Here is an 18,910-nt window from a genome sequence, read left to right as displayed (position 1 = left end):
CCGCTCACGCGTCGTCCTCGCGTCGCGCCGGGGTGGTACCGGGCTGCGCTGCGCCGTCGGCAGGCCCGCTCCCCTGCTGGGTGTCGGGCTGGGCGTCGGGCCGGGCGGCGGCCACCGCGGCCACCGTCTCCATCCAGCGCTCCGGCGTCTGCTGGGCCCGCGCCGTGCGGGCACGCACGGCCTGCTCCGCGATGAGCCGGGCGGCGTCAGGCGCGTCGAGGTGGTACACGGCCGGGCTGATCGGCCCCGGGGTGGAGTGCACGGTGAACGACGCCACACCACGGCGTCGTTGCCACGGACCCTGCTCGACGCCCAGGGACTGGGTGCGCTCGTGCGGCACGACCGCGAGCCGCCGGGTCAGGCGCCCGCCGCGCAGCAGCAGCGCCCGGTCGGTCACGACGAAGCCGTTGCGGCGCCACGTCAGCGGGTCGAGGACCCGGGCGCGGCGCGGGCTGGTGGTGAAGCTCGCGTCGGTGCGCGAGTCACCGGTCAGGCCCTCGTCGACGAGCGCCGCCGGGTCCTGGGTGCCGAGGTCCGGCAGGACGAGCCACAGCGCGGTCAGCGCCTCCTGCCGAGTCCCGACGGGCAGCAGCACGCTCTGGGTGTCGTTGCCCTCGATGCCGTACCCGGCGACGTTGACCTTGATGCGCCACCAGTCCTTGCCACGCCACCAGATGCCCTGCGTCAGCTCGATGGCCTGCACCCGGCCCGGCGGGATGGTCTGGGCTCGGGTCTCGAGCAGGCCGTGCCGCAGCCGGATGCCGTCCGGGGACACCGCTGCCCGGAAGCCGAACTCCCCCGCGAACCGGTTGAACAGGAACGTCGCCACGCCCAGCAGCCCGGGCAGCAACGAGAACAGGATCCCGAAGTTGCGGGTGGCGGCCACGCCGAGGCCGACCAGGACGAGGACGAGGAGGATGATCCAGACCGCCGGCAGCCGGATCAACGAGGCCACCAGCCGACCTGGCGGCACCTCGTAGACCTGGTTCTCGGGAGCCTCGACCGGCACGGCGGGGACCGTGGAGAGGTCGGCGGCCTCTGTCGGCACGCCACCGGGCGCCGTGCCGTCGACGGGGGCGGCGCTCGACGTCGCGCTCTCGGCGCCCGGACCGGCACCGTCGTCCGTGCCCGCTCCCGTGCCCGGCCGGGCGACCGTCCCCGTAGCACCGTCGACGGTGCGTGCCGTGGACGCCCCGGCGGCCCGACGCGCCTTGACCCCCGCGGCCCGAGCGAGCAGGTCCGCGCGCAGCGCGGTCGCCTCGTCGAGCCGCAGGAACCCGATCGCGACCGCGGAGTCCGTGCCACCGGCCACCTCCAGGGTGAGCTCGGCCAGCCCGAAGATCCGGGCGAGCAGCGGCTGGCGGACGTCCACCGCCTGCAGCCGGTCGAGCCTGGCGTGCCGCTGCTGGCGGAACAGGATGCCCTTGCGCAGGTGCGCGGCGTCGTCGTCGACCGCGTAGCTGGTCATCCGCCAGGCCAGCGCCGCGAAGCCGAAGACGAGGAGCAGCACCCCGAGGACCCCGAGGGCGAGCACCCACCAGATCCGGGCGAGGTCGTCGACGATCTCGCCGTACGGGATCCCGTCGAAGCTCTGCTGGGCGACGACGAAGAGCAGGGCGACGATGATCGCCCAGCCGCGCACGAACGGCGTGACCGGGTGGACACGACGCCACTCCAGGCCCTCGCCGGGGCCGCTGGGACCGTCGCCCGACGACGTCGAAGGGTCTTGCGCCGGTACGGGTGCCGGGCTGCTGTCGCTCACAGGCCCGCCAGCCTCGCCTCGCCCCGCGCGGTGAGACGGTCGCGCAGTCGCTCCGCCTCGTCCGGGGCCAGCCCGGGGATGACGGCGTCCGTGCTCGCCGCCGCGGTGTGCAGCTGCACCTTGGCGATGTCGAGCTTGCGGTCGAGCGGACCGGCCTGGACATCGACGAACTGCATCCGCCCGTAGGGGACGACGACGAGCTGGCGGAACAGGATGCCCTTGCGGATCAGCAGGTCGTCGTCGCGCTCGGCGTACCCGATCGCGCGGACCTGGCGCGGCACGAGCAGCACCACCCACAGCAGCAGGACGCCCAGGACGCCCGCCGGGACCCACACCCAGGGCGTCACCAGCACGGCCACCAGGACGCAGGCGAGCGTCGGCAGGCCCAGCCCGACGCCGAGCGAGACGAGCCGCGCCGTGACGAGCCGCGGCGAGACGCGGTCCCAGGTGATGTCCGGCGGGTCGAACGGGCCGACGGCGGCATCCGGCACGGTGGCAGACGGCGGCACGGGCGTCGCACCCTCCGCGGATGCCTCGGACGGCACCGGCGAGGACTCGGGACTGGTCATGGGTCCATCCTGGCATCGGCCGAGGGAAGGAACAGCATCAGCCCCGGCTCCGAGGCGTCACCGCTCTTTGAAGTAGCGGAAAAGATGCTTCTCACGGGTGGTCAGCACCCCGACCAGCGTGCCGATCAAGGTCGCCGCCGCGCCCGTACCCGCGGCCATCCCGGCCGTCGCCCACGTCCCGAGGTACGGCCCCGGGCTGCCGACCAGCGCCGCGACGCCGGTCGCTGCGGCCGTCACGGACAGCGCTGCGGCGAGCCAGCACCCGGCCTCCAGCAGGTGCTGCCAGGTGAGGAAAGGCTTCGGCACCCGGGCGTGCAGCGCCGAGGCGAGCTCGAGCCGTCGGGTCCGGACCGCGAGGTAGCCCAGCACGAGCCCCACGGCGGCGGCCGCTGCCGGAGCGACCGCCGTGGGACGCGCGTCGACCAGCCCGGACAGGTCGTAGCCGCTCCCTCGGGTGGAGTTGAGCTGCCCCAGGCGAAGGTCGTCGGCACCCGGAGACGTCGCGGAGTAGAGCAGCCCGGCGGCATCGTCGTCCACCGGCCAGGCTCCGGCCCAGCACCGTTCGAAGGTTCCCGTCGCCGGCACCGCGACCACGGCGGCGTAGGCCAGCACGCGGTCTCGGCCGTCATCCGGCCAGGTATACACGCCGGCGACGCGCACACGTCCGTCGTCGATCACGAGCTCGTCCCCGGCTGAAGCCCCGAGGGCAGCGGCAAGGTCGTCCGCCAACCAGAGACCACCCGTCGTCGTGCCGGTCGCGGTGCGGACCGGACGGGCCGTCGTGGTCAGCAGATCGAGGACACCGGGGGTGACCTCCCACACCGTCAGGTCGGAGCTCGGCATGCTCGCCGCGCGGACAGGTGCGCCCGGCCGCAGCGCCCCCGCTCCCGTCAGCCCCGCGACGCCGCTCAGTGCCTGGCAACGCGTTCCGTCCACGACCTGTTCGCGCTCGGACGCCAGCGTCTGGACAGCAGCTCCCGCGGACCGGAAGGCGTCGGCGTCCTGCCAGACCCGCACGAGCACCCGGGCGTCGGCCACGGCCAGACCCCCGACGAGGACGACGAACGCCAACGCCCACCACAGCGCTCGCGTGGTCCCCGTGACCAGGTTTCGTGCCGCCTCACCGGCGACAGAACGAGCCTGCATGCTCACGCTGCCGCACGGACGGCAGGCGAGAACTCAGCCAGGTCGACCACGCGGGTGCAGGCGTCGCGGGTGGCCGTATCGTGCGTCGCGACGAGCACGGCCGTGTCGTCCTGCACCAGCTGTGCCAGGACACCGTTCACGGTCGCTGAGGTGGCGAGGTCGAGCTGCGCCGTCGGCTCGTCGACCAGCAGCAGATCCGGTGCGGTGGCCACGGCACGCGCGAGCATGAGCCGCTGCGCCTCACCGCCCGAGAGCGCCTGGAACGGCCGTCCAGCGATACCCGACACACCGAACCTCGCCAGGATCAGCTGCGCTTCCGGCTCGGCGGCACGGCGGGACCGCCCCCGAGCCAGCAGCGGCAGCACGACGTGGTCCAGGGCGCTGCGCCGGGCGGAGCCGTGCGGGTTCTGGAACACCCATCCGGTGCGCACGACACCTTCCCGGACGACCTGGCCGCGGGAGGGCACGACCCATCCCGCCAGGATCGCCATCAGGGTCGACTTGCCCGATCCGGACGGCCCGACGAGTGCCACGACCTCGCCCGCGTGCACCTCCAGGTCGAGACCCTCGAAGAGCATCCCGTCCGGGGGAAAGCTGTGCGCGAGCCCGGTGGCGTGCAGCACCGCCATCAGCAGTCCACCCCGTCTGGCTCCAGGCGGACCGGACGTGGCTCCTCCGTGTCGACGAGGCGGACCATCGTCTGCCCCAGCGACGACGCCACCACCTCCACGCGCAGCGCCTCACCGTCGTCGGTCTGGACACACCCCTGCCCTTCCCCGGTGGGGACGATCGCCGACGGCGGAACCACCACCACGTCGATCTCCTTCGCGAGGGCGATCTCCATCGTCAACCGGTCCGTCCCCTCGTCCTGGCCCTGCCGAAACTGCTCGCTGGCCTCGACGGCGGCGAGAAGCTGGCTGTCCCGCACGACGCCGTCGCTGTCGATCGCTCCGACGTGGCCGTCGTGCCGCACGACCCAGCCCTCACCGGGCGGCTCGACGACGGTCAGTTCCGTCAAGCCCCCGGAGACCGTCGCGATCTCGCCGTCGGTGACCCGGTCGCCCACCTGTGCGAGGCAGTCGGCGACCACTACCTCGGGATCCGGCAGCCACAGGACAGAGGCAGAGGCCAGCACTCCGTCAGGTCGTCCGACCCCAGCGCCTTCCTGGACCGCACGGACGGCGGCTCGCGTCGCCTCCCCGAAGTAGCCCTCCGGCTCCAGGTCGTGGCCCAGTCGGGAGAGCTCCTCCTGCAGCGCGAGAACGTCCTCCCCCCGGGAGCCCGACTGCAGGTCGCGCCACAGCGGAACGTCGGTGGCCAGAGCGACGGCGGGCCGGTCGTCGATGACCAGCGGGACGTCACCGGACTCGACGGTCCCACCGGGCTCGCAGGCCGACGCCGTCACCCGGCCTGTGTCGGCGACCGTCAGTGACTCCGCAGACCTCACGGTGGCCCGCACCGACACCTGCCGGGCACCGTCGTAGGTCTCGGTGCTGACCGCTACGGCGTCCTCACCTACGGTCGACTGCGCCGGAGCCTCCTCGACAGGGCCGGGCAGCAGGATCAGGGCCGCTGTCACACCACCAGCGGCCAGTGCCGCGACCGCCAGCAGCCCCGCGGAGAATGCGACCCGAAGGCCCCCGTGCCCCTTCACTCCCCGCCGGCCTCCATCTGGCTGCCGGCCAGGAGCTCCCTGGCGGCATCGGGCGTGAGGCCATTCGTCCCGAACGGATCGTGGAGGCAGACCATCGCCTCGGGGGTGGTCGGCCGCATCTCGGCCGCCTTGATCTGCCGGTCCAGCTCGGCCCCGGGCACGCCGGCGAGCTCCGTGGCCCCGGCCTCGTCCAGGCAGCGGCGCATCGCCTCACCCGGGCCGAGCCCTTCGGGGTTCTCTCGCATACCGAGGTAGATCGCCTCGACGGGCCCGGTCGTGCTGTCCAAGCACCCCGTCGTCAGGTCGAGCGTGCGGGAACCGTCGTCATCACCCGCGATATCCGCCGTTTCCAGACTTCCGCCCTGATCCGGATCCATATCGTGCTCGATCCCGTGCCCGGAAAGGCAGTCCGACAACTGTTGGCGGAGCTCACCGTACTCGGCCTCGCTGATGGTGTAGTCGGCGAGAATCTGGCGGTGCGCCTCGGTCACATGCTCACTCTCACTGGCCAGAACCTGATCGATCTGCACCCGCCACAGCTCCGGAGCGTCGCCCGCGATCTCCTCGGATGCTGAGCATCCCGCCAGGACGAACACGGCCAGCGTCACCACTGAAGCAGTACTCGCGGCAACTCGATGCATCAGTACCTGTACCACGCGGAGTTCGCCGCTCCGACCTGGGCTCGCACTCCGCGAACGATGCCAGACGAGTTCCCTGCCGACGCAGAAGAGTACCCCGCCATGGCACCGTAGTTCGTGACATTGGTGCCATAGTTGTTGTATCTGATGTAAACCTGCACCTTGTTGCACGCCGCCGCCTGCGCACTCGCCGCCAGCGAAGGCTTGTACACGTCGACCGTACAACTGTACGCACCGCGTGTGATCGTCTTCGGCGCAGCCTGCGAAGGCGCCACGCCCACCGTCAGGACGAGCCCCAACGAGGCCAAGACCGTCACGGTCGCACGAATGAACTTGCGAATCTTGCACTCCCGTCGTTGTGGAGCGCTCCCGTCGTTGTGGAGCGCTCCCATGCCGAAATTAGTGATATGTCGCTGCGGCTGTCAAGGCAACATCCGCGATGGCGGGCAAAGCCGCCGTGCCGTCGCGCACGGCGTCAGGACGTGATCGCCTCGGCCTCGCCGTCGTCGTCCTCGGGCGGGGGGATCTGGCAGAACTTCTCGACGAGCACACCCGCCGTGCTCAGGGCCACCGCGGCCAGCGCGGCGACCCCCGACGTGATCGCCTGGTCGAGGCGCGCCTCGACCTCGAGCTCCGGCAGCACCACCAGCACGTGCGCTGCATACCGCCCAGCGAGCAGCGCTCCCGTGTACGCGGCAGCCTTGCCCATCGCGAACGTCCGTGCCGCACGCAGGGCGTCGAGGTCCGGCTTGTCGCCACGCAGGTAGGCGCGCACCGACCAGCCGGCAGCGAGGACCAGGCCGGCGAGCAGGACGATCGCGAAGACCTCCACCCACGCGGCGCCCGGCAGGTAGACGCGGTGCGACTCCAGCAGCCGCAGCACCAGCGCGCCGACGCCGGCGACCGTCGCCGCGACGGCTACCAGCGTGCGGACGCGGGAGCGGCGCACGTCAGGGTTGCCTCGGACCGGTGTCCGGTGCGGGCGGGATCGGAGCGTGCAGCTGTGGCTGCGGCGAGGACTGCGGGTACGGCTGCTGGTACGGCCGCGGCGCCGGGATGGTCGCCTGCTCGGCCGACGACGGCGGCTGAGCCGTCGGCGGCAGCGTGGGCGGCACAGTGCGTGCCGGCTCGGCATAGACCGGCTGAGCGCCGTACCCCGGCGAACCGCCGTTCGGGTCCTGAGCACCGTGCTCGGTGCGCCCGTCGGGTACCGCGCCCCGCCAAGGCTCGGGGTGCACGGGCTGGGCGGGGGCCGGGGCCGGGACCGGCGCGGCGGGCACGAACGCCGGTGGCTCCTGACGCTCGGGCAGCACCTCCGGCTCGTAGGCCCACCCGGCGTCACCGGCGCGCTCGGACGTCTCACTCGCCTCCCGAGCGGGCTCGTAGCCGTGGACCGGGCCTGGCTGCGAGGACTCCTGCCGCGGGACCGGGATCGACGGTGGCAGCTGGTCGCGATCCCGGGACGGCGCCTCCGACGAGGCCGGGACTCCCCCGGTCGCCGGTTGCTGCCCGGCGGGCTGCGGCGCCACGCCGCCGGCAGCAGGCTGCGCGCTGGACGGCGCCTCCTGGTACTGCTCCGGCTCGTCGGCTGCCTGCGGCTGTGCCGCCACGGCGCCGGTCGTCGCCGACTCGGTCAACCAGTCCAGGGCCAGCCACCGGATGCCGGAGCGGTCGGGAGCGGTCGCGGCGAGCTGCGCCACGGGACCCCCGCCGAGGCCACCGAGGACGGCCTGCGGGTCGACCTCCGCCCACGGCACGAGGACGAAGGCCCGCTCCCGCGCCCGCGGGTGCGGCAGCTCGAGGTCGTCCGCGCTCGCCACCAGCGAGTCGTACTGCACGACGTCGACGTCCAGCGTGCGCGGCCCCCAGCGCTCGTCGCGGACGCGGCCGTGCAACAGCTCGACCTCTTGGCAGGCATCCAGCAGGTCGCGCGGCGGCAACGTGGTCCGCACGAGCAGCACCGCGTTGAGGAAGTCCGGCTGCTCGGGCCCGACGGCGGCGGTGCGGGCCAGCGGCGAGACCTCCATGACCTGCAGCCCGGCGATGCGGTCGATGTCGGTCACGGCGGCTCGCAGCGTCCCCTGCGGGTCACCGAGGTTCGACCCGAGGGCGAGCACGGCGTCCACGGGCTCGGTGGGCGGCGTGTCCAGCGGGTCCCGCGGCGTGGCCTGCTCGGGCTCGGGAGCGGGCTCGGGAGCGGGCTCGTGGAGGGTCTCCGGCGCGCGTTCCGGTTCCGGGACCGAGGCGCCCGCGAACTGCGCCGGCACGGCGGAGATCATCGTGGCGTCCGGCCCGGGCGCGGCGGCCGGCGCGGGGTCCGCCACCGTCGCCGGTGCGGCGGGAGGCGTGGGAACGGGCTCCGGCTCGCGTGCCGACGCCGTCCGAGGCTCCGGGTGCGACGGCACGAGGGGCAGGTGCTCCCGGTCGCGGCGGACGACGATCTCGATGTCGTCGAACGGCACCGCGACGGGCGCCTGCGGCTTGTGGACCCGCACGTCGACGGCGTGCACCGCGGAGTACGCGAGCACGGCGGCGGCGATCCTCTCGGCTACGGTCTCGACGAGGTCGGCGGGCGGCCCGGCGAGCACGTCGTGCACGTCCTCGGCCACGTCGGCGTAGCTCACGGTCGCGGCCAGGTCGTCCGAGCCCGCCGCGGGCTGCGTGTCGAGGTGCAGCACCACGTCGGCGCGGAACACCTGTCCCTCCGCACGCTCCTGGGCGAGGACTCCGTGGTGACCGGTCGCGGTCACGCCGGACAACCGGATCTGGTCGAGGGGACGACCGTCCGGGCCGGGCACGGCATCGGCAAACGTCACGGGGTGGCCTCCGTCTCGTGGACCGGGTGCGCGACGGCGTCGCGCCCCGGAGGGGTCTTCTCCTGGGTGGTGCACGCTGCGTCCCAGGCGGCTGCCACGCGCACGGCGTCCACGCTCGCACGCGTGGCGTGCACGCGCACGCACCATGCCCCGGCGTGTGCGGCGAGCGCGGAGATCGCGGCGGTGGCGTCGTCCCGCGCGAGCGGGGGCGCCGGGTCGCCGCCGGCCGGGGCGAGCAGGTGACCGAGGAACCTCTTGCGCGAGGCACCGACCAGCACCGGCCGGCCGAGGGCGTGCAGCGCGTCGAGGTGCGCCAGCAGCGGCCAGTTCAGCGACCCCGCCTTGGCGAACCCCAGGCCGGGGTCGAGGATGACCTGCACGGGTGCGACACCGGCGTCGTGCAGCGCCGCCAGGCGGGCACCGAGCTCGTCGCGCACGTCCGTGACGACGTCGTCGTACTGCTGGAGGTCGTCCATGACGTCGGAGTGGCCGCGCCAGTGCATGGCGACGTAGGCGGTCCCGGTCTCCGCGACGACCTCGGCCATCGCCGGGTCGGCGAGACCGCCGGAGACGTCGTTGACGAGCCGCGCACCGGCCGCCACCGCGCGCTCGGCCACCGCGGCGCGCGTCGTGTCCACCGAGACGACGGCGCCGGCCGCGGCGAGCCGGCCGATGACCGGGATCACGCGGCGCAGCTCCTCCTCCTCGTCCACGCGGACGGCCCCGGGCCGGGTCGACTCGCCGCCGACGTCGAGGATGTCCGCCCCGTCCGCGAGCAGCTCCAGGCCGTGCTGGACCCCGGCGTCCGGCTCGAACCACTCGCCGCCGTCGGAGAACGAGTCGGGGGTGATGTTGACGACCCCCATGACCAGGCAGCGGCCGGTGCCGGACAGCTCCGGGAGCCCGGCGACGACGGCGTCGCGCGCGACCATCGGGCTACCGTCCCAGGATGAGGCTCATCGCCTCGGCCCGGGTCGCCGCGTTCTGCATGCCGCCGCGCACCGCCGAGGTGACGGTGCGCGAACCCGGCTTGCGCACGCCGCGCATCGACATGCACAGGTGCTCGCACTCGACGACGACGATGACGCCCCGAGGATCCAGGATCCGCACCAGGGCGTCCGCCACCTGCGACGTCAGCCGCTCCTGCACCTGCGGTCGCTTCGCGTAGACCTCGACGAGCCGCGCCAGCTTCGACAGCCCGGTGATCCGGCCGTCCGTGCTGGGGATGTAGCCGACGTGCGCGACCCCGTGGAACGGGACCAGGTGGTGCTCGCAGGTCGAGTACACCTCGATGTCCTTGACCAGCACCATCTCCTCGTGGCCGAGGTCGAAGGTGGTGGTCAGCACGTCCTCGGGCTCCTGGTGCAGGCCCGCGAAGATCTCCCGGTAGGCGCGGGCGACCCGCGCGGGGGTGTCGCGCAGGCCCTCGCGGTCGGGGTCCTCGCCGACGGCGAGCAGGAGCTCGCGCACCGCGGCCTCGGCTCGTGCGGCGTCGTACGCCGGCACCTCGGCGGCCGGGCGGACGCCGAGGGACACCGCGCTCAGGGGCAGGTCCTCCCCTGTCACGGGCTCTCCTCGGCACGCCCGTCGTCCGACGTGGGCCCCTCGCCGTCGCCGGCGGCCCGCGCGATCCGCCCGCCGACGTCGGACCGTGCCGCCTCCTCCGCCTCGAGGTTGCCGACGACGGCGGCCTCGTCCTGCGGGACGCCCGGCGTGCCGTTCGTCGAGAAGGCGGCCTTCTCGCCGTCGGTCATGACCGGGCCGCGGGTGTGCACGGCGCGCTGCTCGCTGGACAGCCAGACGTCCCGTGCGGGTCGCTTGACGACGGGGCCGAAGACCTCGGCGAGCTCGGCCTGGTTGAGCGTCTCCTTCTCGAGGAGCTGGAGGACCAGGTCGTCGAGCACGTCGCGGTACTGGGTCAGCACCTCCCAGGCCTCGTCGTGCGCCGCCTCGATCAGCCGGCGCACCTCGTGGTCGACGGTGCCCGCCACGGCCTCCGAGTAGTCGCGCTGGTGCCCCATGTCCTTGCCGAGGAACGGTTCCGACGACGCGGACCCGAGCTTGATCGCCCCGACCTTGTCGCTCATGCCGTACTCCATGACCATCTTGCGGGCGATGGCGCTGGCCTTCTCGATGTCGTTGCTCGCCCCGGTCGTCGGGTCGTGGAACACGATCTCCTCGGCCACGCGGCCGCCCATGGCGTAGGCGAGCTGGTCGAGGAGCTCGTTGCGCGTCGTGGAGTACTTGTCCTCGGTGGGCATGACCATCGTGTAGCCGAGGGCGCGACCGCGCGGCAGGATCGTCACCTTCGTGACGGGGTCCGTGTACCGCATGGCGGCGGCCACCAGGGCGTGACCGCCCTCGTGGTATGCCGTGATCTTCTGCTCCTTGACCTGCATCACGCGGGTGCGCTTCTGCGGTCCGGCGATGACGCGGTCGATCGCCTCGTCGAGCGCGCGGTCGTCGATCAGCTGGGCACCGGACCGGGCGGTGAGCAGCGCGGCCTCGTTGAGCACGTTGGCCAGGTCGGCACCGGTGAAGCCCGGGGTGCGGCGGGCGACGGCGGCCAGGTCGATCTCGTCGACCATCGGCTTGCCCTGGCCGTGCACCTGCAGGATCCGCTCGCGGCCCTTGAGGTCCGGCGCCTCCACGGCGACCTGCCGGTCGAAGCGGCCGGGACGCAGCAGCGCCGGGTCCAGGATGTCGGGACGGTTCGTCGCGGCGATGAGGATGACGTTCGTCTTGACGTCGAACCCGTCCATCTCGACGAGCATCTGGTTGAGCGTCTGCTCACGCTCGTCGTGCCCGCCGCCCATGCCGGCCCCGCGGTGACGGCCGACGGCGTCGATCTCGTCGACGAAGATGATCGCGGGAGCGTTGTTCTTCGCCTGCTCGAACAGGTCGCGGACGCGCGAGGCGCCCACGCCGACGAACATCTCGACGAAGTCCGAGCCGGAGATCGTGTAGAAGGGCACGCCCGCCTCGCCCGCGACGGCGCGGGCGAGCAGCGTCTTGCCGGTGCCGGGCGGGCCGTACAGCAGCACGCCCTTCGGGATCTTCGCCCCCACCGCCTGGAACTTGTCCGGCTCCGCGAGGAACTCCTTGATCTCGTGCAGCTCCTCGACCGCCTCGTCGACCCCCGCGACGTCCGCGAAGGTCACCTGCGGCATGTCCTTGCTGATCAGCTTCGCCTTGGACTTGCCGAAGCCCATCACGCGGTTGCCGCCGCCCTGCATGCGCGACATCACGAACCAGAAGATCGCCAGGATGATGAGGAACGGGATGAGGAACGACAGCATCGACCCCCAGAACGACGCCTGTGGCACGTCGGTGTCGTACCCGTCCGGCAGGTCGGCGCTCTCGACCGCCGCGACGACGTCCTCGCCCTGCGGCGCCACCCAGAAGAAGTCGACCTTCTCGCCGTGGTCCACCTCGTCGTCGGTGTCCGCGTCCACGACGTACGGCTCGGACAGGTCGAGCTCGACGCGTTGCTCGCCGTCGACGATCAGGGCGTGCTCGACCGTGTCGCCCTGCAGGAGCTCGAGGCCCTGCGAGGTCTCGACACGGCTCACGCGCTCGCCGGTGAAGGCCGAGAACGCGAGCGCGACGAGCACCAGGCCGAGGACGATCCAGACGATCGGTCCGCTGAAGATCTTCTTGAGGTTCATCCGTGACGGGGCGCTGCCCCGCTTCCCTTCGTCCGGGCGGTGGTTCGAGAACCGAAACTACACGGCGGCCCTGAAAGTTCCCCGTGTGTTCGCGCAGGGCTCAGCACGGTCAGGAGTAGACGTGCGGTGCCAGGGTCCCGATGAACGGCAGGTTGCGGTACTTCTCCGCGTAGTCGAGGCCGTAGCCGACCACGAACTCGTTGGGGATGTCGAACCCGACGTACTTGACGTCGACCTCCACCTTCGCGGCCTCCGGCTTGCGGAGCATCGTCGCGATCTCGACCGAGGCGGGCCCGCGCGAGCGCAGGTTCTGCACCAGCCAGGACAGGGTCAGCCCCGAGTCGATGATGTCCTCGGCGATGAGGACGTTGCGGCCCGACAGGTCGGAGTCGAGGTCCTTGAGGATGCGCACCACGCCCGAGGAACGGGTGCCGGAGCCGTACGACGACACCGCCATCCAGTCCATCTCGACCGGGTGGTGCAGGCGGCGCGAGAGGTCGGCCATGACCATCACGGCACCCTTGAGGACGCCGACCATCAGCAGGTCCTTGCCCGCGTAGTCCGCGTCGATCTGGGCGGCCATCTCGTCGAGCCGCTCGCCGAGCTGGTCCTCGGTGAGCAGGATGTCGGCAAGGTCGCCGGCGACGTCCGACTGGTCCACGGGCTACTCCTCATGGTGCGGGGTGGGGGCAGCGCCGGGACCGGGGCCCGAGCGCAGCACCAGCCTGCCACACGCGCGAGCGGCCCGTGCACCACCGGGCAGGTGCACCTCGCCCTGCCCACGCCACCGCACGACCAGGGCGTCGAGCGCCTCCACGTGCCGCGCCGTCGTCGTCCCCGCAGGGCATCCGGCCTCCAGCGCCGCCGCCCGGAGCGCACGACGACGCAGAGCGGTGGGTGCCTCGGCGAGCGGTGTGACGTCCAGCACGACGGCACCGCCCCCCTCGTCCTCCTCACCCGTTTTGCCGATGTCGGTAGTTCGTGTCGAGATCGGCAGTCCGGACTGCCGATCTCGACACGAACTACCGACATCGGCAAAACGTCCGCGGGGGGACGTGCGGGCGGCGGCGAGGAGGTCCGCGGCGAGCTCGTCGAGCAGGTCCGCGTCGTCGCGCAGCTGGTCGGCGCTGCGCCCGAGCGCCTCGACCGCGCCGGGCCCGAGCACGTCGGAGAGGGACGGCAGCAGACGGCCACGGACCCGTGAGCGCAGGGGTGCCCCGGCCGCCCACCCCTCGTTCGTGGGGTCGTGCCAGGGCTCGAGGCCGACGACGGCGCACACCTGCTGCGTCTCGGCCCGCCGGAGCCCGAGGAACGGCCGGCGGTAGCGGCCGCGCCGCCGAGGCATCCCGGCGAGCGACCGCGTCCCGCTCCCCCGCGCCAGCCCCAGCAGCACCTGCTCGGCCTGGTCGTCGAGGGTGTGACCCAGCAGGACGACGACCGCTCCCGTGGTCGTGGCGACGTCCTCGAACGCGCCGTAGCGGGCGTCGCGCGCACCGGCCTCCGGACCGCCCGCCGCCGGGTCCACGGCGACACGACGGACGACCACGGGGTCGAGACCCAGCCCGCGGCACTGCTGCGCGGCCCGCTGCGCCACGCCGTCGGACCCGGGCTGCAGCGCGTGGTCGACGACGACGGCCCCGGCCCGCACCGCATACCCGCGCGACCGCACGGACCGGCCCACCCGCCGCGCCTCCGTGGCGACGGCGGCCGCGAGCGCCAGGGAGTCCGGGCCGCCGGAGCACGCGACGAGCACCAGGTCGTCCGGGGCGAGGTCGGCGAGCTCGGCCCGCACGGCGGTGCGGGCCGCGGCCAGGGCCGGGTCGACGGGAGGCATGCGGCCCCTAGGAGTGGACCCGGCGGACCCATGCGCGCGGGTCGTGGATCTCCCGCGGCCCGGGCAGGTTCTCGGGTGCGGCCCAGACGGCGTTGAGCCCGGGGCGCCCGACCTGCTTCTCGACGGCGCGCACGAAGGCCGCCCCGTCGCGGTACTGGGCGAGCTTGGCGTCCATGCCGAGCACCCGGCGCAGGACGGCGTCGAACCGGGGCGCGCCCTCGCCGTCGCGCCGCTTCTCGAACCGGGCGCGGATGGTCCGCACGCTGGGCACGACGCGTCGCCCGACGGCGTCCATCATCACGTCGGCATGGCCCTCGAGCAGCGCCATCACGGCCGTGATCTCGGCGAGCACCCGCTTCTGCTCCGGCCCCAGCACGGGGTCCAGCGGGGTGGTGAGGTCGCCACGGACGGCGTCGAGCACGGCTCGCCCCACCAGCGCGGCCTTGTCGCGCCACGGGGCGCTGGTCAGGTCCCGGGAGGTGGCGGTGACGTCGCGCAGGAGGGTGGCGAGCCGGCCCGCGAGGTGGTCGGCGAGCCACGGCGCGGCGGCGAACTGCAGGGCGTGGGTCTGCTCGTGCAGGCACACCCACAGCCGGAAGTCGTGGGGGTCGAGCCGCAGGGCGCGCTCGGTGGCGAGGACGTTGGGGGCCACCAGCAGCAGCACGGGCCGACCCTCGCCGTAGGGGTCGAACTGTCCGAGCACCTTCGAGGAGAGCAGGGCGAGCAGCCCGCCGACCTCGGCGGCCCCGGCGAGCCGGGCGGCGCCGGTGCCGCCCGGGCGGGCGTCCGGCGAGAGCGTCGTGAGGGCCGGACCGGTCATGGCCGCCATGGACCGGGTGTTCGCGAGAGCCCACGTCGCGCGGTCGACGACGCGCACGTCCCCCAGGTCGGGGCGCGGCACCCGCACCCGGCGCAAGCGGCCGTCAGGGTGGTGGTGCCGCTCGACGTCGCCGGTCGCCGGCCGCATCCGGGTGACGCGCAGCACGTGCCCGACGGCGTCGTCGGCGGCCGTGCGCAGCCCTCCGACGAGGTCGTCGAGCTCGGTGCGCGAGGCGACCGGGCCGGGCCGCGCGACGTGGCGGGCGATCTGGGCGGCCGTCGCCCAGTCGACGAGTGCGGTGCTGGGTGCGGTCACGGCTCCACCGTAGCCGCACGGTGCCGAGCAGGAACCTGGGCCCGCACAGGTGAAGGGTTGCGGGCACAACCTCCTGTTCGGCGCCGCTGGGGGTCAGGAGCAGCCGCAGGCGGCGAGATCACCGACGAAGTCGTCGAAGATCAGGTTGGCCCCGAACGACCCGCCCTCGGGGATCCGGTCGGCGATGGTGGCGAAGACGAGCAGGCGGTCGTCGGCTGTGACGACGGTGCCGGCGAGCGCCCGCACGTCCGGCAGGCTGCCCGTCTTGGCCTCGGTGTACCCCCGCCCGGGGTTGTCCCCGCCGAACCGGTCGCTCAGCGTGCCTTGCAGCCCGGCCACGGGCAGCCCGGCGACGGCCTCGCGCAGCTCCGGTTCGGCGGCGCCCACGACGAGCGTGTCCACGAGCTGACGAGCGGTCATCCGCGAGCCGGTGCCGAGCCCGGACAGGTCGGTGAGCTCCGCACCGGTGAGGTCCACGCCGAGGCCCTCGACCTCGGCCAGCACCTCGCTGACGGCGGCCTCGCCCGACCCGGGCAGCCCCGCGTCGATCGCGACGAGGCGGCCGACCACCTCGGTGATCGTGTTGTCGGACTCCCGGAGCAGGTAGCTGACGATCTCGCCCAGCCGCGCGGACTCGACGCGCCCGACCTCCTGGGCCGACGACGGCGCCGCCTGGCGCACGATCTCGCCGGTCACCGTGACCCCGCGCTCGGCCAACACGTCGGCGAACGTCTCGGCGGCCGCCAGGGCGGGATCGTCCTCGCGGAGAGCGTACTTCTCGTCGGAGAGCCGCGCGACGTCCACGGCGAGCGCGGCGACCGGCGCGATGTAGTCCTGACCGCTCTCCCCGCGCCGCTTCTCGGTGACGGACGGCGGGATCGCCGGGCCGGTGAACAGGGTGTCGTCGACGGCGACGGTGACCCGGTCGACGCCGGTGAGCGCGATCTGCGCGACCACCTGGTCGGCGAGGTCGCCGAGCCCGGCCCGGCCGTTGACCGCCTCCGGGTCGCCGTCCCCGGCGGCGAGCATCATGTCGCCACCGCCGACGAGCACCAGCCGGTTGTCGCTGTGCAGCATCGCCCGGGTGACCAGCCGCGTGTCGCCCCCGGGCCCCGAGTAGGCGGCGACGGCGGTGAGGACCTTCTGCGTGGACGCCGGGACGAGGAGCCGGTCCTGGCCGGAGGCGCCGAGCGTCTCGCCGGTGCCCGCGTCGGCCACCATGACGCCGACGCGCCTGCCGAGGCGGTCGTCGTCGGCGAGCTCTTCGACGAGGTCGCCCGTCGCGGAGGCGGACGGCATGGGCGCCTCGTCCGACAGGGCGGGGACGGCGACGGCGGGGCTCGGCCCGGTGACGGCGCCGGGTGCGGTGGGGAACGGGGCGGCGGGTTCGGGGGCGGGCTCCAGGGTGACCATGCCGGGCACGACGTCGTAGGAGTCGGCCACGAGGTAGCCGCCGAAGAGGGCCACGACCGTCGTCACGGTGGCGCCGACCCTCAGCCGCCACCCCATGCGGTCCTCCCCGTTCTCGTGAACCTGGTCACAAGCAGGTTCCTCCACCGGCATTCTCGCACGTTCTCGCCCGTGAGCGGCACTGCGCCACGGCGTCCGGACGGCGTCCGCGTGGCACACTGGGGGTGCGCGCACGCCCCGAGACTGGAGGAACAGTGGAGTTCGACGTCACGATCGAGATCCCGAAGGGTCAGCGGAACAAGTACGAGGTCGATCACGAGTCAGGTCGCATCCGCCTCGACCGCATGCTCTTCACCTCGACCCGCTACCCGGACGACTACGGGTTCATCGAGGGGACTCTCGGCGAGGACGGCGACCCGCTGGACGCCCTCGTCCTGCTGGAGGAGCCCACGTTCCCCGGCTGCCTCATCAAGTGCCGGGCGCTCGGCATGTTCCGCATGCGCGACGAGGCCGGCGGTGACGACAAGGTGCTGTGCGTCCCGCTCGGCGACCAGCGGGCGGCGTGGCGCCAGGACATCGACGACGTCTCGGACTTCCACCGCCTGGAGATCCAGCACTTCTTCGAGGTCTACAAGGACCTGGAGCCCGGCAAGTCGGTCGAGGGTGCGCACTGGGTCGGCCGCGAGGACGCCGAGGCGGAGATCGAGCGCTCGTTCCAGCGCGCGAAGGACTCCGGCTACAACCACTGACAGCGCGACGACAGGCCCCCACTCCGGTGGGGGCCCGTCGACGTCTCAGGTAGTGGATCGCCCCTTCCGCCCACCGAGACCGACCTCGTACGGTCGGGCCATGACAGACGCACCGCGGTGGTCGTTCGCGACCCGCCAGATCCACGCCGGCCAGGAGCCCGACCCGACGACGGGGGCTCGGGCGCTGCCCATCTTCCAGACGACGTCGTTCGTCTTCCCGGACGCGGAGACCGCCGCCAAGCGGTTCGCGCTCGCCGAGCTCGGCCCGATCTACACCCGGATCAACAACCCGACCCAGGAGGTCGTGGAGAACCGCGTCGCGGACCTCGAGGGCGGTGTCGGCGCGCTGCTGCTCGCCTCCGGCCAGGCGGCCGAGACGTTCGCCATCCTCAACCTCGCCGGCGCCGGAGACCACGTCGTGGCCAGCGCCAGCCTGTACGGCGGCACGTACAACCTGCTCAAGCACACCCTGCCCCGGCTCGGCATCGAGACCACGTTCGTCGAGGACGCCGACGACGCCGACGCCTGGCGCGCCGCGGTGCAGGACAACACCAAGGCGTTCTTCGCCGAGACGATCCCCAACCCGAAGAACGACTTCCTCGACATCACACTCGTCGCCGACGTCGCGCACGCGACCGGGGTGCCGCTCATCGTCGACAACACGGTGGCGACCCCGTACCTGGTCCGGCCGATCGAGCACGGGGCGGACGTCGTCGTGCACTCCGCGACGAAGTACCTGGGCGGGCACGGCACCACCGTGGCCGGTGTGATCGTGGACTCGGGGAACTTCGACTACGCCCGGTACCCGGAGCGGTTCCCCGGCTTCAACACCCCCGACCCCTCGTACAACGGCATCGTGTACGCCCGTGACCTGGGCGTCGACGGCATCCTCGGGGCGAACCTCGCCTACGTGCTCAAGGCGCGCGTCCAGCTCCTGCGCGACCTCGGTTCCGCCCTGTCGCCGTTCAACGCGTTCCAGATCGCCCAGGGCATCGAGACCCTGTCCCTGCGGGTGGAGCGGCACGTCGACAACGCCCAGCGGGTCGCCGAGTGGCTCGAGGCCCGCGACGACGTCCGCACCGTGCACTACGCGGGCCTGGAGTCCAGCCCGTGGCACGCCACCCAGCAGCGCTACGCCCCCCGCGGCGCCGGTGCGGTCCTGGCGTTCGAGCTCGACGGCGGCGCGGACGCCGGGCAGGCGTTCGTCTCGGCCCTGCGGCTGCACTCGAACGTCGCGAACATCGGCGACGTGCGCTCGCTGGTCATCCACCCCGCCTCCACCACGCACAGCCAGCTCACCGCCGCGGAGCAGGCACGGTCGGGCGTGACGCCGGGCCTGGTGCGCCTCGCCGTCGGCATCGAGGACGTCGAGGACATCCTCGCGGACCTCGAGCTGGGCTTCACCGCCGCCAAGTCGGCGCTCGACGGCTGAGCCGTAGGCCGACGAGCTCGGCCGGCCGCCACCTGAGACGAGGTCTCACGACGTCCGCCGACGGCGGTGCCACACCGGCGCCGTCGTCGGCCTACGG

Annotated in this window: 17 protein-coding genes; 2 read left to right on the top strand and 15 right to left on the bottom strand. The window is 73.2% G+C overall.

What is annotated here, in order from left to right; translation table 11 throughout:
- Positions 1–4: 4 nt before the first annotated feature.
- From UQW22_RS08745 to dacB, 15 genes are all read right to left on the bottom strand, one after another.
- Positions 5–1,762: a PH domain-containing protein gene (locus tag UQW22_RS08745; protein WP_407320543.1), complete on the bottom strand. Its 1,758-nt coding sequence runs from the start codon at positions 1,760–1,762 to the stop codon at positions 5–7.
- Positions 1,759–2,331: a PH domain-containing protein gene (locus UQW22_RS08740; protein WP_407320542.1), complete on the bottom strand. Its 573-nt coding sequence runs from the start codon at positions 2,329–2,331 to the stop codon at positions 1,759–1,761. Before UQW22_RS08740 ends, UQW22_RS08745 begins: the two co-directional genes overlap by 4 nt.
- Before the next feature lie 57 nt (positions 2,332–2,388).
- Positions 2,389–3,477 carry a hypothetical protein gene (locus UQW22_RS08735; protein ID WP_407320541.1) on the bottom strand — a complete coding sequence of 363 codons (1,089 nt, stop codon included), beginning with the start codon at positions 3,475–3,477 and terminating at the stop codon, positions 2,389–2,391.
- Between the two features lie 2 nt (positions 3,478–3,479).
- Entirely contained in the window at positions 3,480–4,106 is a 627-nt protein-coding gene (locus tag UQW22_RS08730; RefSeq protein ID WP_407320540.1) for an ABC transporter ATP-binding protein, read from the bottom strand.
- Positions 4,106–5,056, bottom strand: coding sequence for a peptidoglycan-binding protein (locus UQW22_RS08725; RefSeq protein ID WP_407320539.1), 951 nt, complete (start codon positions 5,054–5,056; stop codon positions 4,106–4,108). The genes UQW22_RS08730 and UQW22_RS08725 overlap by 1 nt, the downstream gene beginning before the upstream one ends.
- 71 nt (positions 5,057–5,127) lie before the next feature.
- Positions 5,128–5,739, bottom strand: a complete 612-nt coding sequence (locus UQW22_RS08720) for a hypothetical protein (protein WP_407320538.1) — start codon at positions 5,737–5,739, stop codon at positions 5,128–5,130.
- A gap of 505 nt (positions 5,740–6,244) precedes the next feature.
- On the bottom strand, positions 6,245–6,718 hold the full coding sequence (locus UQW22_RS08715) for a DUF3180 domain-containing protein (RefSeq protein ID WP_407320537.1): 474 nt from the start codon (positions 6,716–6,718) through the stop codon (positions 6,245–6,247).
- Between the two features lies 1 nt (position 6,719).
- Positions 6,720–8,585 (bottom strand): 2-amino-4-hydroxy-6-hydroxymethyldihydropteridine diphosphokinase, encoded by a 1,866-nt coding sequence (folK, locus tag UQW22_RS08710; protein ID WP_407320535.1) that lies wholly within the window; start codon positions 8,583–8,585, stop codon positions 6,720–6,722.
- Complete coding sequence (gene folP, locus UQW22_RS08705) at positions 8,582–9,517, bottom strand: dihydropteroate synthase (protein WP_407320533.1); 936 nt, start codon at positions 9,515–9,517, stop codon at positions 8,582–8,584. The genes folK and folP overlap by 4 nt, the downstream gene beginning before the upstream one ends.
- A 4-nt stretch (positions 9,518–9,521) precedes the next feature.
- Positions 9,522–10,121 carry a GTP cyclohydrolase I FolE gene (folE, locus tag UQW22_RS08700; protein ID WP_407320756.1) on the bottom strand — a complete coding sequence of 200 codons (600 nt, stop codon included), beginning with the start codon at positions 10,119–10,121 and terminating at the stop codon, positions 9,522–9,524.
- A gap of 26 nt (positions 10,122–10,147) precedes the next feature.
- Positions 10,148–12,253 (bottom strand): ATP-dependent zinc metalloprotease FtsH, encoded by a 2,106-nt coding sequence (gene ftsH, locus UQW22_RS08695; RefSeq protein WP_407320532.1) that lies wholly within the window; start codon positions 12,251–12,253, stop codon positions 10,148–10,150.
- A gap of 109 nt (positions 12,254–12,362) precedes the next feature.
- Positions 12,363–12,914 (bottom strand): hypoxanthine phosphoribosyltransferase, encoded by a 552-nt coding sequence (gene hpt / locus UQW22_RS08690; protein WP_407320530.1) that lies wholly within the window; start codon positions 12,912–12,914, stop codon positions 12,363–12,365.
- Positions 12,915–12,917: 3 nt separating this feature from the next.
- Positions 12,918–14,087 carry a tRNA lysidine(34) synthetase TilS gene (gene tilS / locus UQW22_RS08685; protein WP_407320528.1) on the bottom strand — a complete coding sequence of 390 codons (1,170 nt, stop codon included), beginning with the start codon at positions 14,085–14,087 and terminating at the stop codon, positions 12,918–12,920.
- A 7-nt stretch (positions 14,088–14,094) separates the two neighbouring features.
- Positions 14,095–15,222 carry a zinc-dependent metalloprotease gene (locus UQW22_RS08680; protein ID WP_407320527.1) on the bottom strand — a complete coding sequence of 376 codons (1,128 nt, stop codon included), beginning with the start codon at positions 15,220–15,222 and terminating at the stop codon, positions 14,095–14,097.
- 93 nt (positions 15,223–15,315) lie between these two features.
- Positions 15,316–16,731, bottom strand: a complete 1,416-nt coding sequence (gene dacB / locus UQW22_RS08675; protein WP_407320526.1) for a D-alanyl-D-alanine carboxypeptidase/D-alanyl-D-alanine-endopeptidase — start codon at positions 16,729–16,731, stop codon at positions 15,316–15,318.
- Between the two features lie 155 nt (positions 16,732–16,886).
- On the opposite strand from dacB, the gene UQW22_RS08670 reads away from it, so the two are divergent.
- Positions 16,887–17,381 (top strand): inorganic diphosphatase, encoded by a 495-nt coding sequence (locus tag UQW22_RS08670; protein ID WP_407320524.1) that lies wholly within the window; start codon positions 16,887–16,889, stop codon positions 17,379–17,381.
- 100 nt (positions 17,382–17,481) lie between these two features.
- Positions 17,482–18,813 carry a bifunctional o-acetylhomoserine/o-acetylserine sulfhydrylase gene (locus UQW22_RS08665; protein ID WP_407320523.1) on the top strand — a complete coding sequence of 444 codons (1,332 nt, stop codon included), beginning with the start codon at positions 17,482–17,484 and terminating at the stop codon, positions 18,811–18,813.
- Positions 18,814–18,910: the final 97 nt, after the last annotated feature.

It is taken from the genome of Isoptericola halotolerans (assembly GCF_045689585.1).
GTDB classification, from domain to species: Bacteria; Actinomycetota; Actinomycetes; order Actinomycetales; family Cellulomonadaceae; genus Isoptericola; species Isoptericola halotolerans_B.
This window is presented reverse-complemented; position numbering and strand designations above follow the sequence as displayed.

What these genes read in the sequence shown, in the direction of transcription:
- UQW22_RS08740 (WP_407320542.1), bottom strand. Translation starts at nt 2,331, where the DNA reads ATGACCAGTCCCGAGTCCTCGCCGGTGCCGTCCGAGGCATCCGCGGAG.
- UQW22_RS08735 (WP_407320541.1), bottom strand. Translation starts at nt 3,477, where the DNA reads ATGCAGGCTCGTTCTGTCGCCGGTGAGGCGGCACGAAACCTGGTCACG.
- UQW22_RS08730 (WP_407320540.1), bottom strand. Translation starts at nt 4,106, where the DNA reads ATGGCGGTGCTGCACGCCACCGGGCTCGCGCACAGCTTTCCCCCGGAC.
- folP (WP_407320533.1), bottom strand. Translation starts at nt 9,517, where the DNA reads ATGGTCGCGCGCGACGCCGTCGTCGCCGGGCTCCCGGAGCTGTCCGGC.
- ftsH (WP_407320532.1), bottom strand. Translation starts at nt 12,253, where the DNA reads ATGAACCTCAAGAAGATCTTCAGCGGACCGATCGTCTGGATCGTCCTC.
- tilS (WP_407320528.1), bottom strand. Translation starts at nt 14,087, where the DNA reads ATGCCTCCCGTCGACCCGGCCCTGGCCGCGGCCCGCACCGCCGTGCGG.
- dacB (WP_407320526.1), bottom strand. Translation starts at nt 16,731, where the DNA reads ATGGGGTGGCGGCTGAGGGTCGGCGCCACCGTGACGACGGTCGTGGCC.
- UQW22_RS08665 (WP_407320523.1), top strand. Translation starts at nt 17,482, where the DNA reads ATGACAGACGCACCGCGGTGGTCGTTCGCGACCCGCCAGATCCACGCC.